24 protein-coding genes are annotated in these 23546 nt (G+C 72.4%); 7 read left to right on the top strand and 17 right to left on the bottom strand.

What is annotated here, in order from left to right; translation table 11 throughout:
- Positions 1-23 precede the first annotated feature (23 nt).
- From Q7F20_RS00355 to Q7F20_RS00345, 3 genes are read right to left on the bottom strand one after another with little or no spacing between them, the layout of a single operon-like run.
- Positions 24-569 (bottom strand): MarR family winged helix-turn-helix transcriptional regulator, encoded by a 546-nt coding sequence (locus tag Q7F20_RS00355; protein ID WP_070418120.1) that lies wholly within the window; start codon positions 567-569, stop codon positions 24-26.
- A gap of 28 nt (positions 570-597) precedes the next feature.
- On the bottom strand, positions 598-1035 hold the full coding sequence (locus Q7F20_RS00350; RefSeq protein WP_305738136.1) for a hypothetical protein: 438 nt from the start codon (positions 1033-1035) through the stop codon (positions 598-600).
- The gene (locus Q7F20_RS00345; protein ID WP_305738135.1) at positions 1032-2459 is read right to left on the bottom strand and encodes a molybdopterin-dependent oxidoreductase; all 1428 of its coding nucleotides are present in this window, start codon (positions 2457-2459) and stop codon (positions 1032-1034) included. The genes Q7F20_RS00350 and Q7F20_RS00345 overlap by 4 nt, the downstream gene beginning before the upstream one ends.
- 54 nt (positions 2460-2513) lie before the next feature.
- Here Q7F20_RS00345 and Q7F20_RS00340 point away from each other — a divergent pair, with 54 nt between their 5' ends.
- The 3 genes from Q7F20_RS00340 to Q7F20_RS00330 are packed head-to-tail and all read left to right on the top strand — an operon-like array spanning position 2514 to position 5250.
- Complete coding sequence (locus Q7F20_RS00340) at positions 2514-3959, top strand: glycosyltransferase family 87 protein (protein WP_305738134.1); 1446 nt, start codon at positions 2514-2516, stop codon at positions 3957-3959.
- A gap of 5 nt (positions 3960-3964) precedes the next feature.
- Entirely contained in the window at positions 3965-5008 is a 1044-nt protein-coding gene (moaA, locus tag Q7F20_RS00335) for a GTP 3',8-cyclase MoaA (RefSeq protein ID WP_305738133.1), read from the top strand.
- 2 nt (positions 5009-5010) lie between these two features.
- Positions 5011-5250, top strand: a complete 240-nt coding sequence (locus Q7F20_RS00330; RefSeq protein ID WP_305738132.1) for a MoaD/ThiS family protein — start codon at positions 5011-5013, stop codon at positions 5248-5250.
- 18 nt (positions 5251-5268) lie between these two features.
- Here Q7F20_RS00330 and Q7F20_RS00325 read toward each other — a convergent pair whose 3' ends face one another.
- Genes Q7F20_RS00325 through Q7F20_RS00305 form a run of 5 tightly spaced genes read right to left on the bottom strand, consistent with a single transcriptional unit; the run spans position 5269 to position 9432 of the window.
- Positions 5269-6315, bottom strand: coding sequence for an ABC transporter ATP-binding protein (locus Q7F20_RS00325; protein ID WP_305738131.1), 1047 nt, complete (start codon positions 6313-6315; stop codon positions 5269-5271).
- Complete coding sequence (locus Q7F20_RS00320) at positions 6312-7088, bottom strand: ABC transporter permease (protein ID WP_305738162.1); 777 nt, start codon at positions 7086-7088, stop codon at positions 6312-6314. The genes Q7F20_RS00325 and Q7F20_RS00320 overlap by 4 nt, the downstream gene beginning before the upstream one ends.
- A 51-nt stretch (positions 7089-7139) precedes the next feature.
- On the bottom strand, positions 7140-7949 hold the full coding sequence (modA, locus tag Q7F20_RS00315; RefSeq protein WP_305738130.1) for a molybdate ABC transporter substrate-binding protein: 810 nt from the start codon (positions 7947-7949) through the stop codon (positions 7140-7142).
- Complete coding sequence (locus Q7F20_RS00310; protein WP_305738129.1) at positions 7946-9025, bottom strand: HesA/MoeB/ThiF family protein; 1080 nt, start codon at positions 9023-9025, stop codon at positions 7946-7948. The genes modA and Q7F20_RS00310 overlap by 4 nt, the downstream gene beginning before the upstream one ends.
- Positions 9022-9432: a molybdopterin-binding protein gene (locus tag Q7F20_RS00305; RefSeq protein ID WP_305738128.1), complete on the bottom strand. Its 411-nt coding sequence runs from the start codon at positions 9430-9432 to the stop codon at positions 9022-9024. The genes Q7F20_RS00310 and Q7F20_RS00305 overlap by 4 nt, the downstream gene beginning before the upstream one ends.
- A gap of 92 nt (positions 9433-9524) precedes the next feature.
- Between Q7F20_RS00305 and Q7F20_RS00300 the strand changes: the two genes are divergently transcribed.
- Positions 9525-11198 carry a glycosyltransferase family 39 protein gene (locus Q7F20_RS00300; RefSeq protein WP_305738127.1) on the top strand — a complete coding sequence of 558 codons (1674 nt, stop codon included), beginning with the start codon at positions 9525-9527 and terminating at the stop codon, positions 11196-11198.
- A gap of 65 nt (positions 11199-11263) precedes the next feature.
- Here the strand turns inward: Q7F20_RS00300 and Q7F20_RS00295 are convergent, their stop codons facing one another.
- The 5 genes from Q7F20_RS00295 to Q7F20_RS00275 form a co-directional block, all read right to left on the bottom strand.
- Positions 11264-12196, bottom strand: coding sequence for a 4-(cytidine 5'-diphospho)-2-C-methyl-D-erythritol kinase (locus Q7F20_RS00295; protein WP_305738126.1), 933 nt, complete (start codon positions 12194-12196; stop codon positions 11264-11266).
- A gap of 9 nt (positions 12197-12205) precedes the next feature.
- Positions 12206-13519: an O-acetylhomoserine aminocarboxypropyltransferase/cysteine synthase family protein gene (locus tag Q7F20_RS00290; protein ID WP_305738125.1), complete on the bottom strand. Its 1314-nt coding sequence runs from the start codon at positions 13517-13519 to the stop codon at positions 12206-12208.
- Entirely contained in the window at positions 13516-14565 is a 1050-nt protein-coding gene (locus tag Q7F20_RS00285; RefSeq protein ID WP_305738124.1) for an LLM class flavin-dependent oxidoreductase, read from the bottom strand. The genes Q7F20_RS00290 and Q7F20_RS00285 overlap by 4 nt, the downstream gene beginning before the upstream one ends.
- A 169-nt stretch (positions 14566-14734) precedes the next feature.
- Entirely contained in the window at positions 14735-15733 is a 999-nt protein-coding gene (locus Q7F20_RS00280; protein ID WP_305738123.1) for a RimK family alpha-L-glutamate ligase, read from the bottom strand.
- A gap of 60 nt (positions 15734-15793) precedes the next feature.
- Positions 15794-16636: a helix-turn-helix transcriptional regulator gene (locus Q7F20_RS00275; protein WP_305738122.1), complete on the bottom strand. Its 843-nt coding sequence runs from the start codon at positions 16634-16636 to the stop codon at positions 15794-15796.
- A 53-nt stretch (positions 16637-16689) separates the two neighbouring features.
- On the opposite strand from Q7F20_RS00275, the gene Q7F20_RS00270 reads away from it, so the two are divergent.
- The 3 genes from Q7F20_RS00270 (at position 16690) to Q7F20_RS00260 (ending at position 19303) form a co-directional block, all read left to right on the top strand.
- Complete coding sequence (locus Q7F20_RS00270; RefSeq protein WP_305738121.1) at positions 16690-17481, top strand: SDR family oxidoreductase; 792 nt, start codon at positions 16690-16692, stop codon at positions 17479-17481.
- 434 nt (positions 17482-17915) lie between these two features.
- Positions 17916-18386 carry a YbaK/EbsC family protein gene (locus Q7F20_RS00265; RefSeq protein WP_305738120.1) on the top strand — a complete coding sequence of 157 codons (471 nt, stop codon included), beginning with the start codon at positions 17916-17918 and terminating at the stop codon, positions 18384-18386.
- Positions 18386-19303: a pentapeptide repeat-containing protein gene (locus tag Q7F20_RS00260; protein ID WP_305738119.1), complete on the top strand. Its 918-nt coding sequence runs from the start codon at positions 18386-18388 to the stop codon at positions 19301-19303. Before Q7F20_RS00265 ends, Q7F20_RS00260 begins: the two co-directional genes overlap by 1 nt.
- Here the strand turns inward: Q7F20_RS00260 and rsmA are convergent.
- The 4 genes from rsmA to rsmI form a co-directional block, all read right to left on the bottom strand.
- Positions 19248-20099 (bottom strand): 16S rRNA (adenine(1518)-N(6)/adenine(1519)-N(6))-dimethyltransferase RsmA, encoded by an 852-nt coding sequence (gene rsmA, locus Q7F20_RS00255; protein ID WP_305738118.1) that lies wholly within the window; start codon positions 20097-20099, stop codon positions 19248-19250. The two genes, Q7F20_RS00260 and rsmA, sit on opposite strands and share 56 nt — an antisense overlap.
- Positions 20099-21007, bottom strand: coding sequence for a TatD family hydrolase (locus Q7F20_RS00250; RefSeq protein ID WP_305738117.1), 909 nt, complete (start codon positions 21005-21007; stop codon positions 20099-20101). The genes rsmA and Q7F20_RS00250 overlap by 1 nt, the downstream gene beginning before the upstream one ends.
- Positions 21004-22581, bottom strand: coding sequence for a methionine--tRNA ligase (gene metG, locus Q7F20_RS00245; protein ID WP_305738116.1), 1578 nt, complete (start codon positions 22579-22581; stop codon positions 21004-21006). Before metG ends, Q7F20_RS00250 begins: the two co-directional genes overlap by 4 nt.
- 120 nt (positions 22582-22701) lie before the next feature.
- Positions 22702-23523 carry a 16S rRNA (cytidine(1402)-2'-O)-methyltransferase gene (rsmI, locus tag Q7F20_RS00240; protein ID WP_305738115.1) on the bottom strand — a complete coding sequence of 274 codons (822 nt, stop codon included), beginning with the start codon at positions 23521-23523 and terminating at the stop codon, positions 22702-22704.
- Positions 23524-23546 lie beyond the last annotated feature (23 nt).

The raw sequence follows: 23546 nt of genomic DNA, 5'->3' as shown, positions 1-23546 counted from the left end.
ACCAGGCGCGCGTGCAGGCGTGCTCAGTCGGTCGCCGTTCCGGTCAGACGAGCCTCGCAGATGGCGGGCTCGTCGTCGTCGCGCGGGTAGGTCAGGGCTGCGAAGCGCCCCTCGGGGTCGAGCCGGCTGAGGAGCGCCGCGGCGATGCCGTCGAGCTGCCCGACCTGCTCGTCGCTGAGGGCGTCGATCACCACGCGGCGGGCGGTCCGGACGTGGTCGGGTGCCGCGTCGACGATGGTCGCGTAGCCGGCGTCGGTCAGCCGGACGTCGGTCGCGCGTCGGTCGTCGGTCGAGGGACAGCGCGCCACGAGGCCGCGCTTCTCGAGGCGGGACACCACGTGCGACAGCCGCGGCAGCGAGGCGTTCGTCGCCGAGGCGAGCGCCGACATCCGGAGCGTCCGGGAGTCGGTCTCCGAGAGCATCGCGATGACCATGTAGTCGAAGTGCGTCAGGTCGGCGTCGCGCTGGAGCTGTTGGTCGAGCGCGGCCGGCAGGAGCTCCATGACCGCGACGAGCTTCATCCACGCGCGCAGCTGGTCGCGGGTGAGCCACGGGGTGTCGTCGGTCATGACTTGAGTCTACCGAAAGGTTGTCGGTTCAACCAGTGGTCACCCGAGCGCGTGCCGGACGACGGGCGGCGACCACGAGGACCACCACCACCACGAGCAGGAGGACTCCCTCGACGACGAGCAGCCGTGCACCGTAGTCGAACGGCAGCACCGTCGGGTTCTTCTGCCCGTGCGCCTTCGCCGCGATCTCCGGCAGGACCACCAACGCCAGGACGCTCCCGAGCACGACGACCGCCTGCACGACGACGAGCGCCCAAGCCCGCAGCGTCCGGCCGCTCCGGCGCAGCAGGAGCCCCACCGCGACGACGAACGGCGACAGGATCGCGTCGTGCAGGACCACGGCACCGAGGAGCCAGGTCGCCAGCCCCCCGATCCGGTTCGGTCGGACCGTCGTCACGAGGACGTACGCCCCGAACGCGATGACGAGCACCCCGACCACGACGAGCACGATGCGTGCGGCCCTCATGCGATCACCTCGATCTTCTCGATCCACTTGGTCTGCAGGACGCCGGGTCGTCCGGGAGCGATGATCCGCGCCGGGAACCCGTGGTCGAGGTCGAGCGTCGCGCCGTTCAGCTCGAGCGCGACGAGCGTCGTCGGGTCCTCGGCGTACTCGGGGCCCATGTCCATGACGCGGTACCCGCCGTGCCGCTCGAGGCTCGTCACCCGCACGTGCGACCCCGGCGGCGCCTGGACGGCGCCGAGCAGGTCGCTCATCCGCACGCCCTTCCAGGTCGCCATCTGGCTCCAGCCCTCGACGCAGGCGATCGGGAGCTCGGCCTCGGCCGTCCCGAGCGCGATGAGCTCCGCCCGCGAGAACGTGCGGCTCACGTCGTGTCCGACGACGGTCAGCGACCAGTCGGCGGCGGTGGCGGTGGCCAGCACGCCGGCGGCCCGGGCCGTGCGGTTGACCGGCAGGTCGTTCGGCCCGCGGTGCCGCTGCCGTGCGCCGAACACGTTGACGGGTTCGGCGAGCGTGCTCGACTGTCCGGCGGTCAGTGCCACGACGCCGACCGTCGCGGCGGTCACGCCGGCGAAGAAGCCGCGCCGCGCGATCCGCTCGCGTCGGCCCCGGGTCGCGTCCGGTGTGGCCCGGGAGGCCCGGCTCGCCTCCGCCGCACCGGCCTGCGGCTCGCCGATGCTCGGCTCCTCGGACGCCGCTCGGGTCTCGGACGCCGAGTCCTGTCCGCCGAGGCGAGTCTCGGCAGCGCTCTCCGGCGCAGCCGGCTCCGGCGGCACGCCGTCCACCCAGCGGAGCACACGGCCGGTGATGCCGCGGGGGTAGGACGCGACCGACTGCGATGCCGCATCCGGTGCGGCGGAGGCGACAAGTGCCTCCTGGACCGGCGACAGCAGCTCGCTCCCGGCGTCCGGGTCGACCACGAACCGTCCGTGCTCGTCGTACGAGTCGCGCTTCCGCCAGTACCGGGTGATCAGCCGGAGCTTCACGCCGATGTGCAGCACGAGGGACCCGATGAGCACGTAGGCGAGCGCGTTGTGGACCTGCTTGAACGGGAACGGCCACGGGTACCACTGGTACGTGTTGAGCAGGCCCGTGGTCACCTGCACGAGCGCCGACGCCACGAACACGGCGATGGAGAGCCGCTCGAGCAGGTGCAGCGGACCACGCACCGGCGGGGTCTGCACGAGGGCCGGCATCACGGTGTTGAGCTTCGCGAGCAGCAGCGGGATGATCGCGATCCCGGCGGTGATGTGCACGCCCTGCGTGAACTGGTAGAGCTGCGCGGGCCGGGTCGGGAACCGCATCCACGGCAGCGGCTGCTGCAGGAAGTAGCTGTAGACGCCCGTCGCGAAGCAGACCAGGAACGCCACGCCGAGCAGCCGGCCCAGGACGACCGCCGTCCGAGCGTTCCGGTTCGGCGACGCCATCGTGGATCGTGCATCCAGGAGCAGCCCGCGGACCATGGATAGCCTCGTCGCACCATGAGAGAACGACTTCGCCCCGGCCGACTCCTGCCGACCGTGCTGGCCGTGGTCGGCGTGCTGGCCCTGGCGGGCGTCATCGCCTTCGGCGTCACGCATCTGGGGTTCCTCCGGTCCGGTCATCGTTCCCCATTCGTTGCGTGGACCCTGATCGCTTGGACGGTGTTCGCGCTCGCGGTGCTCGTGCTGCGGTTCGTCCCGGCGAAGTGGACGACGTGGCTCGTGGTCGGCGGTGGACTGGTGGTCGGGCTCGCCGCCCTCGCCGGGCCGCCGAACACCAGCACCGACTCTGCCCGCTACGCCTGGGACGGCATCGTGCAGCACGCGGGGATCTCGCCGTACGCGCACACGCCGCAGTCGAACGCCCTGGCCGGTCTGCGCCCCGACTGGCTCTTCCCCGACAAGGTCGACGGCACGTGCAAGCCGCTCGAGCCTCGGTTCCGCGGCCTCGGCGACGGTGCGGACGGGCACTGCGTCGCGATCAACCGGCCGGACGTCGTGACGATCTACCCGCCGATGGCGCAGCTGTGGTTCGCCGCGGTGCGGGCGTTCGTGCCGGCCACCGCGCAGTACATGCCGTTCCAGGTGGCGGGGCTGCTCCTGTCGCTCGGCGTCACCGCGGGCCTGGTCGTCGTGCTCCGCAAGCTCGGCCGTCCGACGTGGTGGGCCGCCCTGTGGGCGTGGTCGCCGCTCGTCGCGTCCGAGGCCGTGACCAACTCGCACGTCGACGCCCTCGGGGCGGCGCTCGCCACCGCCGGCGCCGTGCTCGTGGCGTTCGGCCGCCCGATCTGGGGCGGGATCGCCCTCGGCGCCGCGACCGCGACGAAGCTCATCCCCGCGATCGTGTACCCGCCGCTGCTCGGTCGGTGGCGGAACTGGTGGGCGATCCCGGTCGGCATCGCGGTGTTCGGGCTGCTCTACGTGCCGTACGTGCTGACCACCGGCCTCGACGTCCTCGGCTACCTGCCCGGGTACCTCTCGGAAGAGGGCTACGAGGACGGCTCCCGGTTCGCCCTGGTCTCGCTCGTCTTCCACGGCGACGCGGCGACGATCGTGGTCGGACTGCTCGTCCTGCTGGCGGCGTTCGTGGCGTGGCGGCTGTCCGACCCGACGCGACCCTGGTCCGGCGAGGTCCTGCTCATCGGCGTGACCTTCCTCGCCGTGAGTCCGCGCTACCCCTGGTACGCCCTGCTCCTCATCCCCTTCGTGGTGCTCTCGGGACGCTGGGAGTGGCTGTCGATCGGCCTCGCCATCGCCCTGCGCGGGGTCTGGCCCTCGGCGGACGCCTACCGGTGGTGGCTCGCCGCCGCGATCGCCGTGATCGTCGTCGTGACGCTGGTGCGCACCCGGCGCTCCGACTGGGAGCGCTGGGGGCGCCGACTCGCCTTCCGCGAGCGAGCGCTCGCGATGTCGTCAGGTGGACGACCCGCGGACCCCGTACGCTGACGCTCATGGCACCCGCGACCATGCTCGACTCGACCGGCGGCCTGCTCGACCGGTTCGGGCGGCGCGCGGTCGACCTGCGCGTGTCGCTCACCGAGCGCTGCAACCTCCGCTGCACCTACTGCATGCCGGCGGCCGGGCTGCCGTTCGCCCCGGACGACGCGCTCATGACGGCGGCCGAGATCGAACGGCTCGTGCGGCTCGGGACCGAACGCTTCGGCGTGCGCAAGGTCCGCTTCACGGGCGGCGAGCCGATGCTCCGCCACGACCTCGTCGACGTGATCGCCCGGTGCGCCGCGCTCCCCGACGCCCCGGAACTCTCGCTCACCACGAACGCGATCGGCCTCGCCCACCGTGCGGGTGCCCTGTACGACGCCGGGCTCCGACGCGTGAACGTGTCGCTCGACACCGTCGACCCGGACGTCTTCACCGAGGTCACCCGTCGTCCGTTCCTCGACAAGGTCATCGCCGGGCTGTCGGCCGCGCACGAGGCCGGGCTCGCGATCAAGGTGAACGCCGTCCTGCTGCGCGGGGTGAACGACCACCTGGCACCGGACCTGATGCGGTGGTGCCTGGACCGCGGCTACGAGCTCCGGTTCATCGAGCAGATGCCGCTCGACCCCGACCACGCCTGGGACCGCACGTCGATGGTGACCGCGGCCGAGACCCGGGCGATGATCTCGGAGTCGTTCGGACTCGTCCCGGACGACTCCCCGCGCGACGGCGCCCCGGCCGAGCGCTTCCGGGTGCTCGAACGGACGGTCGACGGCAGCGTCGGTGCGGAACTCGGCACGATCGGCATCATCGCGAGCATCACCGAGTCCTTCTGCGCCGACTGCACCCGAACCCGTCTGACCGCCGACGGCAACGTCCGCAGCTGCCTGTTCTCGGACGACGAGACCGACGTGCTCGGCCCGATGCGCCAGGGCGCCTCCGACGACGAGGTCGCCGAGCTCTGGCGCCGTGCGATGTGGGCGAAGCCCCGTGACCACGGCGACGACAGCGACGACCTGGTGCACCCCACGCGGGGCATGAGCGCGATCGGCGGGTGACCATGACGACGATCCGGTTCTTCGCCGCGGCACGGGCTGCGGTGGGCGTCGACGAGGTCTCGCTGGCGGCCACGACGCTCGACGAGGCCCTGCGGTCCGTCACCCCGGCCGATCCCGACCGCTGGCGGGCGCTGCAGGAGCGCTGCTCGTACCTGGTCGACGGGGTGACGACGCGCGACCGGTCGACCGCGCTCGACGGCGTGGCCGTCGTCGACGTCATGCCGCCCTTCGCCGGGGGCTGAGCCCGGGCCGGCTGCGCTTCAGTCGCCGGCGGGTCCGTCGGGCCGGTAGACCGTCAGCTCCGCAGGCGGCACCGCGATGCGGACGGCGTCACCGGGTGCGAGCCCCAGTGCTGCGGCCACCGCGACCGTGACGTCCGCCACGAGCTCGCCGGCCCGCACGCGGACGAGCCCGTCCCGCGGCTCGAGCCCGGTCACCCGACGCTCCGGCCCGGCACCGTCGCGCGTCACGACGGCGGCCGTGGGGTGGTAGACGGCGAGGGCCGAGGGACCGGGAGGCACGGTGCCGGTCGACGACGCGAGCGCGCCCCCGTCGTCGAGTGCGATCCCACCCCTGGTCGCCGTGCCGCGCAGGAGCGTCAGACCGGAGAAGGACGCCGCGAACGGACTGGTCGGACGGCCGAGCACGACGGCGGTCGGCCCCTGCTCGGCGACCCGGCCGGCCTCGAGCACGACGATGCGGTCCGCGAGGGTGACCGCCTCGAGCGGGTCGTGCGTGACGAGGACCGTCGGTCGCCCGGCCCCAGCGGTCGCGAGGGCGGCACGGACCTCGCTCCGGGCATCGACGTCGAGGGCCGAGGTGGGTTCGTCGAGGAGCAGGAGCGCCGGGTCGGTGGCGAGGGCGCGGGCGATCGCGACGCGCTGGGCCTGCCCTCCGGAGAGGGTCCCCGGTGCGCGGTCCGCCAGACCGGCCACGCCGACGGCGGCGAGGGCTGCGTCGGAGCGGCGCCGCGCCTCCCGGCCCCCGGAACCGGCCGCGCGCGGTCCGTAACCGACGTTGCGGGCGACCGAGAGGTGCGGGAAGAGGTCCGCGCGCTGCGCGACCAGGCCGACCCCGCGGCGGTGCGCTCGGACGCCGGTGAGGTCGCGGTCGCCGAGCAGGACCGAGCCGGACCGGACGCGCAGGAGCCCGGCGAGGGCCTCGACGACCGTCGACTTGCCGGCGCCGTTCGGCCCGATGAGCGCGACGCACTCGTCCGGACCGACGTCGAGGTGCACGTCCACGCCGCGGTCGGGGACGACGACGTGGGCACGCAGCCCGGTGTTCGCCGCCCGGCCGCCGCTCACGCGAGGGCCGTCCGGGTGCGGAGCGCGGAGGCGCCGATGACCACGAGCGCCACGACCACCAGCACGAGCGCGAGCGCGACCGCGGTGTCCGGATCGATCTCGCGCTGCAGGTAGATCTCGAGCGGCAGCGTCCGGGTCACACCCTGCAGACTGCCGGCGAACGTGAGGGTCGCGCCGAACTCGCCCAGGGCACGGGCGAAGCAGAGGACGAGCCCGGCCAGGATGCCCGGGAGCACCCGCGGGGTCGTCACGGTCAGGAACGTCCGGGTCGGGGACGCACCGAGCGTCGCAGCGACCCGCTCGAACCGGTCACCGCCGACGCGCAGCGCGCCCTCGATCGACGACACCAGGAAGGGCATCGCGACGAAGGTCTGCGCGATGACGACCGCCGTCATGGTGAACGCGATCCGCAGACCGTGGTCGTCGAGCCACGCCCCGACGACGCCGAGCCGACCGAACGCCGCGAGCAGCGCCAGCCCCCCGACGACCGGCGGCAGCACGAGCGGCAGCAGGACGAGGGCGCGCGCGGCCCCGATCCACCGGGAGGTCGAGCGGGCGAACAGGACGGCGAGCGGGTAGCCGAGCACGAAGGCGATGCCCGTCGCGGCGGCAGCGGTCCCGAGGCTCAGCCCCAGGGCGGTCAGCGAGGCGGGCGACGTGACGAGTGCTCCGAACGATCCCCAGTCGACGCGGCCGACCATCGCGAGCACCGGGACGACCACGAACAGGCCGCCCAGGACAGCCGGGACCGGGAGCCACCACGGCACCGGCATGCGGACGGACCGGCTCGCCCGGGGTGTTCGGTCGGTGTGGTCCGGCACGGGTCAGGGGGCTCCGAAGCCGGCGTCGGCGAGGACCTTCCGGCCCGCCTCCGAGCGGACGTACGCCGTGAACGCGGCCGCGAGGCCGGGGTTCGACGAGTGCTCCAGGACACCGATCGGGTAGGTGTTCACGGCCTTCGACGCCGCGTCGAACCGGACGCCGTCGACCTTGCCGTCGGCTCCCTCGACGTCGGTGGCGTAGACGAGGCCGGCGTCCGCCTGGCCGGACTCGACCTTGCCGAGGACGTCGGTCACGGACTGCTCCTCACTGACCGGCCGCAGGTCGACACCGGTGGCCTGCTCGACCTCGGCGGTCGCGGCACCGCAGGGCACCGGGGTGGCGCAGGTGACGAGTTGCACGTCCGACGCGGTCAGGTCGTCCAGGCTGGTGATCCCCTTCGGGTTGCCGGGAGCCACCGCGATCTCGAGGACGTTCGTGGCGAAGGCCCGCGGCGACCCGGCCGTCACGTCGGTCCCCACGAGCTTGTCCATGTTCGCCTCGTCGGCGGACGCGAAGACATCGGCGGGGGCACCGTTCTGGATCTGCGTGACGAGGTCGCTCGAGCCGGCGAAGGAGAAGGTGATGGTGGTGCCGGGGTGGGCGGCCTCGTACTGCTTCCCGAGCGTCGTGAACGTCTTCTGGAGCGAGGCCGCGGCGAACACCGTGATCGTCCCGGTCGGGGCTGCGGACGCGCTGCTCGCGCTGCTGCTCGCGCCGGTGCCCGGGGCGGCCGTGGCACATCCCGCCAGGCCGACGGTGACGAGAGCGGTCGCGGCGATCAGGAGGGCTGCTGTCCGCACATGCGTCGTCATGCCCCGATCGTACCCGCATCTGCGGTTGCACCTGGCGTCCTGGTGGGCAGCCCCTCGCGCTCCCAGGCCTGGATGCCGCCGTCGAGGACGGTCGCGTCGCGGCCCTCGGCACGGGCCGAGCGCGCCCAGGCGGTCGCCCGGACTCCGCTGGCGCACACCACGACGACGGGTCGTTCGTCGTCAGCGGTGAGGTCCTCCGGACGGATGCTGCCGGGCACGATCCCGGTCGCGCGTTCGGCCGGGGTGCGGACGTCGACGAGGACGGGTCCGCCGACGCCGTCGGTGGCACGGTCGAGGCGGGCGGCGAGTGCTGCCGGGGCGATCCGGGGCGGCGCCTCGTCGACCGAGGGGGACGGACGCCGCGATCCGGGACCGCGCCGGAGCGTGCTCTCGGTCCACCGCCACCGTCGGGCGTCGACCGTCAGCACCCGCCCCGTCAACGGCTCCCCGATGCCGGCGACGATCGCGGTGACCTGCGCGGCCATCACCGATCCGACGGCGCCGCACAGCGCAGGGAGCACGCCGTCGAGCGCACAGGACCCCTCGTCCGGCAGGGCGTCGGGGTGCAGGTCGTGGAAGTCGATCGGGTCCGGCCCGGCGTCGTGGAACACCGACACCTGCCCGTCCGTCCCGAGGACCGTGCCCCACACGAACGGGACCCCGGCCACCGCGCAGGCGTCCGAGATCGCCCGGGTGACCTCGACGCTGTCCGCGGCGTCGACCACCACGTCGTGGCCTTGGACGTGGCCGGCACGGAACGGCTCGGCGAGTGCGACGACCTCGAGCTCGGGGTCGACGCCCCGCACCCGCTCGGCCGCGCACTCGGCCTTGGGGCGACCGACGTCCGCCGCGGCGAAGAGCGTCTGCCGCGCGAGGTTCGACGTGTCGACGACGTCGTGGTCGACGACGGTGACCCGTCGGAGTCCCGCGCCCGCGAGGTAGGTGAGCACGGGCGCGCCGAGGCCCCCGGCGCCGACGACGAGGACACTCGCCTCGGACAGGGCCCGGACGGCACGGTCCCCCGCGCCCTGCAGGGCCGCGGTGCGGGAGAGCAACCGACGGCGGTCGTCGGTCATGCGTCGCTCGCGTCCGCCGGCACCTCGACCGACACCATCGTCGCCTTGACCGAGGCCACGGCGACGGTCCCGACCTCGAGCCCGAGGTCCCGCACGGCCTCGGCGCTCATGAGCGACACCACCCGGTGCGGACCGCTCTGCAGCTCCACCTGCGCCATCACCCCGACGACGACGAGGTCGGTGACGATCCCGACGAAGCGGTTCCGCGCCGAACTCCTCGCCCCCGACGGATCGTCGAGCTGGCCGCCGGTGCCGCGGATGTGCGCCGCGAGTTCCCGGCCGTCGACCACGGTTCGCCCCGAGGTGTCCGTCGAGCGCGTGAAGGCGCCGGCGTCGATCATCCGCCGGACGGTGTCGTCGCTGACGCCGAGGTACCGAGCGGCGTCGCGGATGCGGAGCTTCGTCATGGTCCTCCGCACGATACCGGTATGTGGAACTCTCAGTCTGGGCTGCGCGGACGCCGGGCACCTGCCCAGCCGCCGCGGCTACCGTCCTCACCGTGACTGCACCGCGGACCGGCACCATCAGCATCCCCCGAACGACGGGGATCGCGCCGGTCCGTACCCGCTTCCGGTCCCGGCTGCGGCGACTCGTGTCGAGCGTCGGCACCGCGGTGGTCCGCACACCCGAACTCACGGTCGGCGCGTTCGGCGTGATCGTCTGCGCCGCCTTCGCCTGGGTCCCGTCGCTCTGGTACGACGAGGCCGCGACCGTCACGAGCGCACAGCGGAGCTGGCCGCAGCTCTGGGCCGAGCTGCACAGCGTCGACGCGGTGCACGGGCTCTACTACGCGCTGATGCACGTCTGGTTCTGGCTCGTCGGGTACACGCCCTTCACGCTGCGGTTCCCGAGCGCCCTCGCCATCGGTGTGGCTGCGGGGCTCCTCGTCGCGCTCGGGCGTCGGCTCGGCGGACGACGCCTGGGCATCACCGCCGGTCTCGTGTTCCTCGCCTTGCCCCGGGTGCAGTGGGCCGGCTCCGAGGGCCGACCGTACGCCACGATCACGACCCTGGCCGTGTGCCTCACCCTCGTCGGTCTGACCGCGGTCCGGCGCACCCGGACGGGTCGCAGCCTGCACTGGTGGGCGGTCTACGGCGCGCTCGCGCTCGTGTCGGTGAGCTTCAACGTCTACCTCTCGCTGGCGGTCGTCGCGCACGCCGTCACCCTGCTCTGGACGCTGGTGGCCCGGCGCGCGACCGTCCGTCGTGCCACGGTGTCCCGCCGCGGCGACGACCTGGGACCGGCCCTGGTCACACGCGGCGTCCTGCTCCGATGGACGATCGCGGCAGCCTTCGCAGCGGTGGCCGTGTCCCCGCTCGTCGTCGAGGTCGCGTCGCAGTCGAAGCAGGTGGCCTGGATCGCCGGCATCGGCGAGCGCACCGGCGCGCAGGTGTTCGCCACGGCGTGGTTCGGCGGCGTCGACGCGTACGCCGCCGGCGCCTGGGCGCTCATGCTCGTCGGCACGGTGTTCGCCCTCGTCGAGGCGCACCGGCGGTCCGCCACGGTGCGGTCGCTCGTCCGGGCGCAAGCCGTCCGCGTCGCCGTCCCCCTCGTGGTGATCCCCACGGCTGCGCTCGTCCTGGCCACCGCGATGGGGAAGCACCTGTACTCCCCGAAGTACGCCACGCTCAGCCTGCCGTTCGTCGCGCTGCTCATCGCCCTCGCGCTGACGCTGGTCCGACCGAAGGCGCTGCTCGCCGCCGGTGTGGCCGCCGTCCTCGTGCTGTCGGTGCCGACGGCCGTGGCCGTGAAGGAGCCGCTCGCGAAGCAGGACTCGACCTGGGCGCGCGCCGCCTCGATCATCACCGCCGAACGGAGCGCCAGCCGTGCCGACGCGGACGAGGGCGTCGTGTTCGGCAGCGTCTACGGGCACCCCGGTACGACTGCGGACATCATCCGGGTCGCGTACCCCTCGGCGTTCGCGGGCATGACCGACCTGGGCGTCGAGAAGAACGGTGCCGAGTCCGGCGTCCTCTGGAACCAGAACGGCGACCTCGCGAGCGTGATCCCGAGCCGGCTGGGTGACATCGACACGGTCTGGTTCGTCGGCGGGACGGTGAAGGCGCGCAACATCCAGCCGGAGACCGCCGCGGTGCTCGCCGAGCACGGCTTCACCGCGAAGGAGCACTGGAAGACCGGCACGGTCGTCATCACGGAGTACGTGCGGAGCTGATCGGCCGACGGGGCGCCGCGGATCGCGGCCGTCCGCAGCGCCGTCAGTGCAGGACGCGGGCGCCGTCAGTGCAGGACGCGGGCGCCGTGCACCGGTCCGGCGGCACGGACCGCCACCATGCCGGCGGCGCTGAGCTCGACCTGCACCTCGAGCGCGGCGTCACGGTCGGCGACGAGGAACGCCACCGTCGGCCCGCTCCCCGACACCAGGCCCGCGAGGGCCCCGGCCTTCTCACCGATCTCGAGGGTCGCGGCGAGCGAGGGCTGGAGGCGCATCGCCGGTGCCTGCAGGTCGTTGTGCAGGCAGTCCGCGAGCAGGTCGGGATCGCCGGCGCGGAGGGCCTGCAGCACGTTCGCCTCGACCACGGGGGTGGTGGGTGCGGGTGCGATGTCCGCGCGGTACCGATCCCGGTGCTCGTCCAGCGCCCGGTACACGGCCGGCGTCGAGAGACCGGAGTCACTCAGGGCGAGCACCCAGTGGAACTCGCCCTTGGCCAGGGCTGGACTCAGCTCGTCGCCACGCCCGGTACCGACCGCCGTCCCGCCGGCGAAGGCGAACGGCACGTCGGCGCCGAGCTGGGCGGCGAGGCGCAGCAGTTCCTCGCGCCCGAGCGCGGTGCCCCACAGGGTGTCGACGGCGAGCAGGGTCGCTGCCGCGTCGGCGGAGCCGCCCCCCATCCCCCCGGCGACCGGGACCTGCTTGTCGATGGTCAGTCGGACGCCCCCGCGGTACCCGGCTGCGTCGGCGACGAGGCGCGCTGCCCGGATCGCGAGGTTCGACTCGTCCACCGGGACTGCCCGGGTGTCGATGGGCCCGGTGAAGGTCACCGAGAAGTCGTCCGCCGGTTCGGCCGAGACGTCCTCGTACAACGAGACCGCCTGGTACGCCGTCGCCACGTCGTGGTAACCGTCGTCCTGCAGGGCACCGACCGACAGGTAGACGTTGATCTTCCCGGGGGCGCGCGTCCGCACGCGGGTCGGAGCGGCCAGCGTGGTCATGCCCCCAACCTATCCCGATGCAGCCGCGAAGCCGCGCGCGAGGTCCGCGAGGATGTCGTCCACGTGCTCGAGTCCGACGGACAGCCGGATCAGCCCGTCCCCGACCCCCGCGGACGCCCGCTCGGCGGAGGTCATCTGCACGTGGGTCGTCGACGCCGGATGCACGACGAGCGAGCGCACGTCGCCGATGTTCGACACGTGGTCGAACAGCTCGAGTGCCGCGACGAACCGCCGCCCGGCGTCGACCCCGCCGTCGAGGTCGAACGCGAGCACCGCGGACGGCCCCTGCGGCACGTAGCGCTGCTGCAGGTGGTGCCACGGCGACGACGGCAGCCCGGCGTAGTGCACGCCGAGCACCTGGTCGTGCGCGTCCAGCCACGAGGCGACCGCCGCCGCGTTCGACACGTGCCGGTCCATCCGGAGCGACAGGGTCTGGATGCCCTGCAGCACGAGGAAGGCGGTGAAGGGTGCGATCGCCGGGCCGAGGTCGGCCGACAGCTTCGACCGAGTGCGCTGGATGAACGCCCGCCGCCCGAACTTCGACGCGAAGTTCGTGTTCGCGAAGCCGGACTGCTCGGTGGTGGCGAGCTGCGGATAGCGCTCGGCGTGCGCCGCCCAGTCGAAGTTCCCGCTGTCCACGATGAGTCCGGCGATGGCGCTGCCGTGCCCGGCGAGGTACTTCGTCGCCGAGTGCACGACGATGTCCGCACCGTGCTCGATCGGGCGGACGAGGTACGGCGTCGCGATGGTGTTGTCCACGATGAGCGGCACCCCGTGCTCGTGGGCGACGCCGGCCACGCCCGCGAAGTCGAGGACGTCACCGCGCGGGTTCGGGATCGACTCCCCGAAGAACGCCTTCGTCTCCGGACGGACCGCCGCCGCCCACTCGTCGAGGTCGGTCGGGTCCTGCACGAACGTGAACGCGATGCCGAGGTCGCCCAGCGTCGACGCGAAGAGCGTGTAGGTCGCACCGTACAGTGATGCGCTCGACACGATGTGGTCGCCGGCGCGGGCGAGGCCGAGCACGGCGAGCGAGGTCGCCGCCTGACCGGACGCCAGGGCGAGGGCGCCGACACCGCCCTCGAGGTCGGCGATGCGCCGCTCGAGCGCCGCGGCGGACGGGTTGTTCACCCGCGAGTACGTGTGGCCCGGAGCATTGAGCATGAACCGGTCGGCCGCGTCCTCGCCCGACGGGTACACGAACGCGGCACTCTGCGCGATCGGCGGGACGTTGGCACCCCAGCCCGGGTCGGCCTTGTACCCGGCGCGGATCTGCCTCGTCTCGAACGCCCACCCCTGCTCGGCGCTGTCCTCGGCGCTCACGAAGCGACCCCGGTCGGCACGACCGACGGGCGCACGAGCGGGATGACCTGCTCGCCGAAGCGCTCCATCTCCTCCAACTGCGGCGAGAACTGCAGCAGCAGGGTGTCCACGCCGGCGTCCTCGAACTCCCGGATGCGCGCGGCGACCTGGGAAGGCGTGCCGACGAACCCGGGGCGGAGGCCACGGTTTGATACCGAGTAGTCCTCGAGCGAGGGGACGTGCTCGAGCTGCGACTTCGAGATGAAGTCCTGGTACGACTCGTACGCGCGCCCGTGCTGCACGTCGGTGATCCGGGCGAGCTCGGCCTGTGCCTCCTCCTCGGTCTCGCGGACGATGACGTAGGCGGCCATGCCGAACGCCTCGAACGGCGGCAGGCCGGCGTCGACCCGGCGCCGCCGCATCTCGGCGATCTTCGTCCGGAGCTCCTCGACGGTGCCGCCGTGGGTCACGTAGGCGTCGGCGTACCCGGTGATCGCCGCCTTGCCGGCCTCGCTCTCACCGCCGGCGTAGATGCGCGGGGTCACGCGGGGCTTCGGCTCGAGGTGACTGTTCTCGATGTCGTAGTACTCCCCGTGGAAGGAGTACGGCGTCTCCCGCCAGAGCCCCTTCATGATCTCGACGAACTCCGCGGTGCGCTTGTACCGGTCGTCGTGCTCGGAGAAGATGCCGCCGTACTGCTTCGCCTCCTCCGCCCACCACGCGCTCACCACGTTGAACGTGAACCGGCCGCAGGAGATGTCGTCGATGGTCGCCGCCTGCTTCGCCGTGACCGCCGGCAGGTGGTAGCCGGGGCGCATGGCGGCCATGATCTCGAGACGCTCGGTCGTCGCCGCGATGGCCGCCGCGAGCGACCAGGCCTCGAGCGACGGCGCTGCCGTGCCCTTGATGTCGTTGAGGTTGAGCTCCGGCACGAGCGTCAGGTCGAAGCCGATCCGCTCGGCGCGCTGCGCCAGCCGCTTGACGTAGTCGAAGGTGACCGGCATGTTCTCGTTGTCGACGTTGCGCAGCCAGCCGCCGAAGAGCGGGGTCCAGTATCCGAATCGCACGGGGTGAGTTCCTTGGGGAGGTGGGGAGTGTCGGGCAGGGGGGGGGGGGGGGGGGGGGCGGCCCCCGCCCCCGCCGGGGGGGCGGGGGGGTGGGGGGGGGGGGGGGGCGGGCCGGCGGGGCGGGGGGCCCCCCCCCCCCCCCCCCTCCTGTCCGGTGGATCGTGTGTTCTCAGGCCGTGAGTTGCGCCGCGTACTGCGTCTCCAGCAGCCCACCGAGGTAGCGCGCGATGGACCGCGGGCCGGAGGCCGGAGCGGTCTCCTCGACGGCGGGGTTGTAGTTCGTGTTCGTGTTGATGTCGTAGACCACCGTGCGACCGTCCGTCGTCTCCATGAACTCGACGCCCGCGATCTGGATCCGCTGGTCCGCGAGGAACCCACGGAGCTGTCGGACGAGCGGGTGCTCGGCCGTGACCTCGGTGCGGACGCTGAAGGCCGGGGGCGCCCCGGCGGCCTCGGTGCCGGGCACGTCGCAGACGGCTCCGGCGATGACCTGCGGGACCTCGCACGCATCGGCCGGGCACAGCTCGAAGCTGCCGGCGCTCGTGTCCACGCGGACGGCGTAGACGAACTCGCCCCCGACGAACTCGACGCGGGTGATGAAGGGCTCGCGTGCGGTCAGGTACTCCTGCAGCAGGGTGATGCCGTCGACGGGCTCCTCGAACTCCGGGCTGTCGACGTAGGCGTCGAACTCGGCGAGCGAGTCGAACCGACGGACGCCCAGGCCCTTGCCGCCCTGGTTGTGCTTCGTGATGAACGGAACGTCCTGGCCGCCGGTGAAGTCGTGCGCCGCCTGCTTGAGCGTGGTGCTCCCGAAGACGGCGGTGGTGCGGGGCACGTCGAACCCGGCGTTCCGGAGCAGTCCGTGCTGGGCGACCTTCGAGACCTCGAGCTCGAGGACGTGGCTGCCACCGACGACCTGGCGGCCGGCGCGCTCCAGCCAGCCGAGGACCGCCCGGGTGTACTCCTTCGAGTGCTCGTGCCCGCGGGTGTGGGAACTCGCCGACATCCTGCTCCAGTACACGCCCGGCGCGGGTTCGGCTCCGAGGTCGATCTGGCCTTCGGTGAGGAGGATCTCCTCGACGGGGACCCCCTCGGCCTCGAAGGCAGCGGCGAGCGGCGGGAACCACTCGGGGTTCTCGTGGATGACGTACACGCGGGGAGTGCTCACCTCGCCACCATAGGCACGGCTGGCCGGGAGTCGCCAGGTGTGTGACGCGCGCTTACTCCGTCAGTGCGCGAAGGTCTGCTGACCGACCACGCCCAGGAGCTCGAGCTTCTGCGCGTCCTCGCTCCCCGTCGGGGCCGTGAAGAGCAGCAGCGCCTGGGTCTGACTCGTCGTGTGCAGGACCTGGCAGTCCACCGTGATGCGGCCGAGTTCGGGGTGGACGAACGTCTTGTGGTCCTCCCACCGGCTGGCCACCTCGTGCAGCGACCAGAGCGCTCGGAACTCCTCGCTGTTCGCCTCGAGGTCGGCGATCAGCTCCGCCGCCCGGGAGTCTGCCGGTCCCGCGGCGCCGATCGCCGCCCGGAGGGACGCCACCTGCGCACGAGCCAGCCGGTCGTGCTGCTCGGGCGCGTACTTCGCCCGTTCGTACTCGGTCATGAACCAGCGCCACGGCTGGTACCGCTCGTTGCCGGGCAGCCCCGTCGTCGTGCCGAGCAGCGCCGCCCCGAGGCGGTTCTCGACGAGGGTCTCGCCCAGGTCGTTCACCACGATCGCCGGGGTGTCCTCGAGCCGGTCGAGCACACGGAGGATCGCCGGGTCGACGTGGTCGGAACGGTGCACCCGAGCGGGCGCGTTGTGCCCGGCGAGACGGAACAGGTGGTCACGCTCGTCGAGGCTGCACCGGAGGGCCCGTGCGATCGCCGCCACCATCTGCTCGGACGGCTGCGGTCCGCGCTGCTGCTCGAGGCGCGTGTAGTAGTCGGCGGACATGCCGGCCAACGCGGCGACCTCCTCGCGCCGGAGCCCGGGCGTGCGACGGCGGGGCCCGGAGCCGAGTCCGACGTCCTCGGGCCGCAACAGTTCGCGGCGGCGGCGGAGGAAGTCGGCGAGCGCGGGGCGGTCCATGCCTTCATCGTGCACCGGCTCGCGATCACCTGCCAGGGACCGGCGGTCCCCCGATGACGGCGCTCTGGTTCGCACGGGTGGGCGGGTGGATCGTGGTCGTCATGGACATCACGAACTCCACCGTCTTCATCCCCGGCGCGACCTCGGGCATCGGCCTCGGCCTCGCCCAGCGCCTGCAGGACGCGGGCAGCACCGTCGTCATCGGCGGCCGCCGTCGCGCCCTGCTCGACTCCCTGCACGACGAGTACGGCTTCGGCACCGTCGAGCTCGACGTCACCGACCCGGCGTCGATCACCGCCGCAGCCGCCTCGGTCATCGACGCGTACCCGTCGCTCGACACGCTCGTGACGATGTCGGGCATCATGCGCGCCGAGGACCTGCGTTCCTCGGAGCACCTGGCCGACGCCGTCGCCACCGTCGAGACGAACCTGCTCGGCACCATCCGCCTCATCGACGCGTTCCTGCCGCACCTGCTCGGTCGTCCGGCGTCGACGATCGTCACCGTGTCGTCGGGCCTGGCGTACACACCCCTCGCCGCGACCCCGACCTACAGCGCCACGAAGGCCGCGGTGCACTCCTACACGCAGTCGCTCCGACAGCAGCTGACCGGGTCCCCGGTCGCGGTGCTCGAGCTCGTGCCGCCGGCGGTCGCCACCGATCTCATGGGCGAGGGGGTCGACTTCGGCGGGATGCCGCTGTCGTCGTTCCTCGACGAGGTGGTGTCGCTGCTGCAGGCCGGCGCGGCGCCGGAGATCCTGGTGCAGAACGTGCTGCCGCTGCGGTGGTCGGAGCGCGACGGGACGCAGCAGCAGCTCATCGAGGCGCTGGCGTCGCGGGGGCACTGACGACCGGCGATCGCACCGCCCGGTCATGCGGCCATCGTCGGGGCGGTGCGATCGCATCACGCTCGTGATCTCGTCAGGAACTCGTCCAGCCGCTCGATCGCCAGACACCCCGCCACGTGCGACGAGTGGGACGGGGAGCGATCGTGAAGGTCGACGTGCTGAGGATCTCGTGGACCCGTTCTGCGCGTTCTGCCGGGGTGCCGGTCGGTCGGGTGCGACGTGCTTCGATCTCAGCAGGAGTGAGCGTGTGATGCGAGAGCGGCCCTGGGCGTGCAGAGCGCTCGAGCGGACGACGGGGGCTGGCCATGGTGTCTCCTTCGGTTCGTGGGGACGACGGTAGACAGCCGTGGAGCCGGTCTGCAAACATGTTGGATTTCTACGGCTTCACGCTCGGTACTCGCGGCGGACGCCGAACCCGAGGAGGATGGACGGTGATGAACGACCGCCTCGCCACCGTCCAGCGCATCGTCGCCGAAGCCGGCATCGACGCGACCGCCCGGGAACTCCCCGATTCGACCCACAGCGCCGCGCAGGCCGCAGCCGCGCTCGGCACCGAACCGGGAGCGATCGCGAGCAGCCTGCTGTTCCTGGCCGACGGAGAGCCCCTGCTCGCGATGACCTCCGGTCGACACCGGGTCGACACCGACCTGCTCGCGACGCAGATCGGCGCGACCGAGCTCACGATGGCCACCGCGAAACAGGTCCGCGAGATCACCGGGCAACCCATCGGCGGTGTCTCGCCCGTCGGTCACCCCTCCCCGATCCGCACCGTGGTGGACGAAGCGCTCCGCGAGTACGGCACGGTCTGGTCGGCGGCGGGGACGGCGAACAGCGTGCTCCCCCTGACGTTCGAGCAGCTGCTGTCACTGACCGGTGGGACGGTCGTCCGGGTCAACGACCACTGATGGCGACGCGGACGCGGGTCGAGCTGGGGCGGCGCGAGGACCTCGGCGCCGACTGCGCGAACTGCTTCGGCCTGTGCTGCGTCGCCCTGGCGTTCGCGAAGTCCGCGGACTTCCCGTTCGACAAGGACGCCGGCGACCCGTGCACGAACCTCGACGAGGCGGACGCCTGCCGGATCCACCCGCACCTGCGCGAGCGGGGTTTCTCCGGCTGCACGGTGTTCGACTGCTCGGGCGCCGGGCAGAAGGTCTCCCGGCACACCTTCGGGGGCCGCTCGTGGCGCGACGACCCGGAGACTCGGCGATCCATGTTCGCCACGTTCCCGATCGTCCGACGACTCCACGACCTGCTCCGTCACCTCGACGAGGCGATCGCGCTCGTGCGGTCGACCAGCGACGAGGCCCCGTGGGTCGCCGCCTTCGAGCACGTCCGTCTGCTGAGCGACGGGACACCCGAGGACCTCGCGACCCTCGACGTCGACGCGGAGTACGACCGAGTCCGCCCGCTCCTGCTCGATGCGAGTGCGATCGCGCGAGCGCAGGGTCCGATCGGCGCCCGTGCGCAACAGGTCGGTGCAGGGTCGGACCTCGTCGGTGCAGACCTCCGCGGGGCGGACCTGCGCGGAGCGACCCTGCGGGGGTCGCTCGCCATCGCGGCAGACCTCCGGGGTGCACGGTTGGACCGTTGTGACCTGCTCGGCGTCGACCTCCGCGATGCGGACCTGCGCGGCACCGATCTCTCCGGCGCGGTGTACCTCACCCAGATGCAGGTCAACGCGGCACGGGGCGACTCGGGCACGGTCCTGCCCGAGGGCTTCCAGCGCCCCGGGCACTGGCGCACGACGACGGACGCGGCCGGGGGGCTCACTCCCCCGCGTCGAGGACCGTCCGGCCGAGGCGCACGAAGTCGTCGGCGCTGAGCATCTCGCCCCGAGCCGTCGGGTCGATGCCGGCAGCGGCGAGGAGCTCCGACGCACGAGCACTGCTGCCGAGGACCCCGGAGAGGCTCTGGCGCAGCATCTTCCGTCGCTGCTGGAACGCCCCGTCGACGAGCGCGAAGATCTGCGCCCGCAGGACGTCGTCCCCGGGAGGCTCGTGCCGGTCGAAGCCGACGAGGACGCTGTCGACGTTCGGCACCGGCCAGAACACCTGCCGGCTGACCTGCCCGGCGATCGACCACGATCCGTACCAGGCGGCCTTCACGCTCGGCGCCCCGTAGACCTTGCTGCCGGGAGCCGCGGCGATGCGGTAGCCGACCTCGGCCTGCACCATGACGAGCGCCCGTTCGATCGAGGGGAAGGTCGCCAGCAGGTGGAGCAGCACCGGGACGGAGACGTTGTACGGCAGGTTGGCGACGACGTGTGTGGGTGCCTCGGGCAGGTCCGTCGCGGCGACGGTCAGGGCGTCCTGGTGGACGACCTCGAGCCGGGCGCCGGGCTGCAGGGTGGCGACCGTGGTCGGCAGCTGGGCGGCGAGTCGGCCGTCGATCTCCACCGCGGTGACGGACGCGCCGGTCTCGGTCAACCCGAGGGTCAACGAGCCGAGACCGGGCCCGATCTCGAGGACCTTCGAGTCGGCGGTCACCCGGCCGGACGCGACGATGCGGCGGACGGTGTTGGCGTCGTGCACGAAGTTCTGCCCGAGTTTCTTCGTCGGCGTGACGTCGAGCTGGGCCGCGAGGTCACGGATCTCCGCCGGACCGAGCAGGGACGCCACTACTGCTCCACCGTCACGGGTTCGGCGTCCCACGCGCCGTAGACGAGCTCGGTCGTCGAGGCGATCTGCGCCGCGAGCATCGAGGCGTCGGTCCCGAGGGTCTCGGCCATCGACCGGAGCGTGAGCGGGATGAGGTACGGCGCGTTCGGGCGGCCACGGAACGGCGTCGGCGTGAGGTACGGCGCGTCGGTCTCGACCATGATCAGGTGTCGTGGCGCGACGAGCAGGGCCTCGCGCAGCCCGGCGGCGTTCTTGAACGTCACGGTGCCGGCGAACGACATGTACCAGCCGCGCTCGGCGCAGAGGCGAGCGAGGTCGGGGCCGCCGGAGAAGCAGTGGAACACGGTCTTCTCGGGAGCGCCGACGCGGTCGAGGACCTCGACCACGGCGTCGTGCGCGTCACGGTCGTGGATCGTCAGCGCGAGGTCGTGCTCCTTCGCGATGCGGATGTGCTCCTCGAACGACCAGACCTGGGCATCGCGCCCGTCCTCGCCGGTGCGGAAGAAGTCGAGCCCGGTCTCACCGATCGCCCGGACCCGGGGCAACGCCGCGAGTCGGTCGATGCCGGCGAGGTGCTCGTCGAGCAGACCCTGCTCCTGCAGCACGGGCGCCTCGTTCGGGTGGAGCGCCACGGCGGCGAGGACCCGGGGCTCCCGAGCGGCGATCGCGGCGGACCACTCCGACGTCGCGAGGTCGGTGCCGACCTGCACGACACCGCGCACCCCGACGCTCGACGCGCGGTCGAGGTGCTCCCGGTAGTCGAGCGCTCCGTCGCCGCCGTCGGCGATCTCCATGTGGGTGTGGTTGTCGTAGACCGGGACGACGAGCGCCTCGGGCAACGGCGGGTAGGTCAGGTCCCGCGCGGGACCGTCCCCGTCGCCACGGGTACGGATGTGGGCGTCGGTCACGCTGCGCCCTGCTCCGACTGCTCGATGCGCGGGAACAGTCCGGACTCGAGCGGCACCACGGTCGACGCACCCTGCCACTCCCAGGCACGGTCCACCCGCTGCTCGGCGATCGATCCACCGGCGCCGATCGAGGCCCAGAGCTTCTCGGTCGCCTTCGGCATGACCGGCGAGAGCAGGACGGCGACGGTGCCGAGCCCGCGGAGCGCGGTCGCGAGGACGGTGCCGAGCCGCTCGCGCTGGGCGTCGTCCTTCGCCAGGGCCCACGGCTGCTGTTCGGTGATGTACCCGTTCAGGGCGTCGACGAGCTCCCAGACGGCGGCGATGGCCTCGTGCGGAGCGAACGCGGCGATGGCGGCGTCCGCACGCTCGGTGACCGACACGGCCAGGGCGTCGACGGCCGCGTCGGACGCGCTGAGGTCGCCGCGCGCGGGCACCGCGCCGTCGAAGTACTTCTGCAGCATCGCGACGAGCCGGGACGCGAGGTTGCCGAAGCCGTTCGCGAGCTCGGCCTGGTAGCGGGCGGAGATGTCTTCCCAGCTGAAGTTGCCGTCCTGCCCGAAGGTGATCGCGCGGAGGAAGTAGTAGCGGAACGCGTCGGACCCGAACGTGTCGGTGATCTCCGACGGCGCGATGCCGGTCAGCTTCGACTTGGACATCTTCTCGCCGCCGACGAGCAACCAGCCGTGGCCGAACACACGCTCCGGGACGGGCAGCCCGGCGGCCATCAGCATCGCGGGCCAGATCACCGCGTGGAAGCGGGCGATGTCCTTCCCGACGATGTGCACGCTCGGCCAGAGGCGCCGGAAGGCCTCGTCGTCGTCGCTGCCGTAGCCGAGCGCCGTGACGTAGTTCAGCAGCGCGTCGAACCACACGTACAGCACGTGGTCGTGGTCCCAGGGGATCTGGATGCCCCAGTCGAAGCTCGACCGCGAGATCGACAGGTCGCGCAGGCCCTGCTTGACGAACGAGATGATCTCGTTCCGGACGCTCTCGGGCTGGATGAACAGCGGGTTCGACTCGTACAGGTCGAGCAGGCGCTGCTCGAAGTCGGACATGCGGAAGAAGTAGTTGCGCTCGGACAGCACCTCGACCGGGATCGAGTGGATCGCGCAGACCTGCTGCCCCTCGTACGCACCGGTGCCGGGCACCAGGTCGCTCGGCTGCTTGTACTCCTCGCAGCCGACGCAGTAGAAGCCCTCGAACTCGCCGGCGTAGATGAAGCCGTCGTCGTACAGCTTCTGCAGGAAGGCCGTCACACCGCGCTCGTGCCGCTCGTCCGTCGTGCGGATGAAGTCGTCGTTCGCGACGTCGACGGTGTCGAGGAGCGGCTTCCACGCGTCGTTGACGAGACGGTCCGCCCACTCCTTCGGGGAGACGTCGTTCGCGCTGGCGGTCCGCAGGATCTTCTGCCCGTGCTCGTCCGTGCCGGTCAGCAGCCACGTGTCGTCGCCGCGCTGCCGGTGCCAGCGCGCGAGGACGTCCGCGGCGACCTCGGTGTAGGCGTGCCCGATGTGGGGCACGTCGTTCACGTAGAAGATCGGCGTGGTGATGCTGAACGAGGACCCGTCGGACATGCGGACCATCCTACGGGCGGGCGGGAGCCGCATGACGCGCCCCGCGCGCCACCTGTGGAGAACCGGACTGGAGGCGCGGTGCGGGCCGGAACCGCGCCTCCAGTCCGATGACGCTCGCGTCTACCGCGCGGCCAGCGCGCCCTCGTATAGGTCGCGTTTCGACAACCCCGTCGCGTCCGCGACGGCCGCCGCGGCCTCCTTCATGCGTGACCCGGCGGCGACCCGCTCGAGCACGAGTCGGACCCCGTCCTCGATCGTCGTCGCGTCGAGTGCACCCGTCGAGCCCTCGACGACCACGCAGATCTCGCCCCGCACCCCGTCGGCCGCCCAGGCGGCGAGCTCCGCGAGGGAGCCTCGTCGGACCTCCTCGTGCAGCTTCGTGAGCTCGCGGCAGACGACCGCGCGCCGATCGTCCCCGAAACCGGCGGCCATGTCCGCGAGGGTGTCGCCCAGACGGTGCGGCGACTCGAAGAACACCATCGTCCGCTGCTCCCCGGCGAGCGACGCGAACAGCCGACGCCGTTCCCCGCCCTTCCGGGTCGGGAACCCCTCGAAGCTGAAGCGGTCGGTCGGCAGACCCGACACGGCGAGCGCCATGAGCACCGCCGAGGGACCCGGCAACGCGGTGACCGTGACCCCCGCGGCCGCCGCGGCCTCGACGAGGGGGAATCCCGGGTCGCTGATCGCGGGCATGCCGGCGTCCGTCAGGACGACGACGTCCTCGTCGCGCGCGAGCTCGACGACCTCGGCCGCCTTCGCCCGCTCGTTGTGCTCGTGGAGCGCGATGAGGCGCGGGCGGTTCTCGATGCCGAGCGCGCGCATGAGGTGGATCGCGGTGCGGGTGTCCTCGGCGGCGACCACGCTCGCGTTCGAGAGGGTCTCGACCAACCTCCGGGAGGCGTCTCCGAGGTTGCCGATGGGCGTTGCTGCGAGCACGATCACCCCTCCATTGTGCTGGCACCTCC

This window comes from Curtobacterium sp. A7_M15, from assembly GCF_030705415.1.
Lineage (GTDB): Bacteria > Actinomycetota > Actinomycetes > Actinomycetales > Microbacteriaceae > Curtobacterium.
This window is presented reverse-complemented; position numbering and strand designations above follow the sequence as displayed.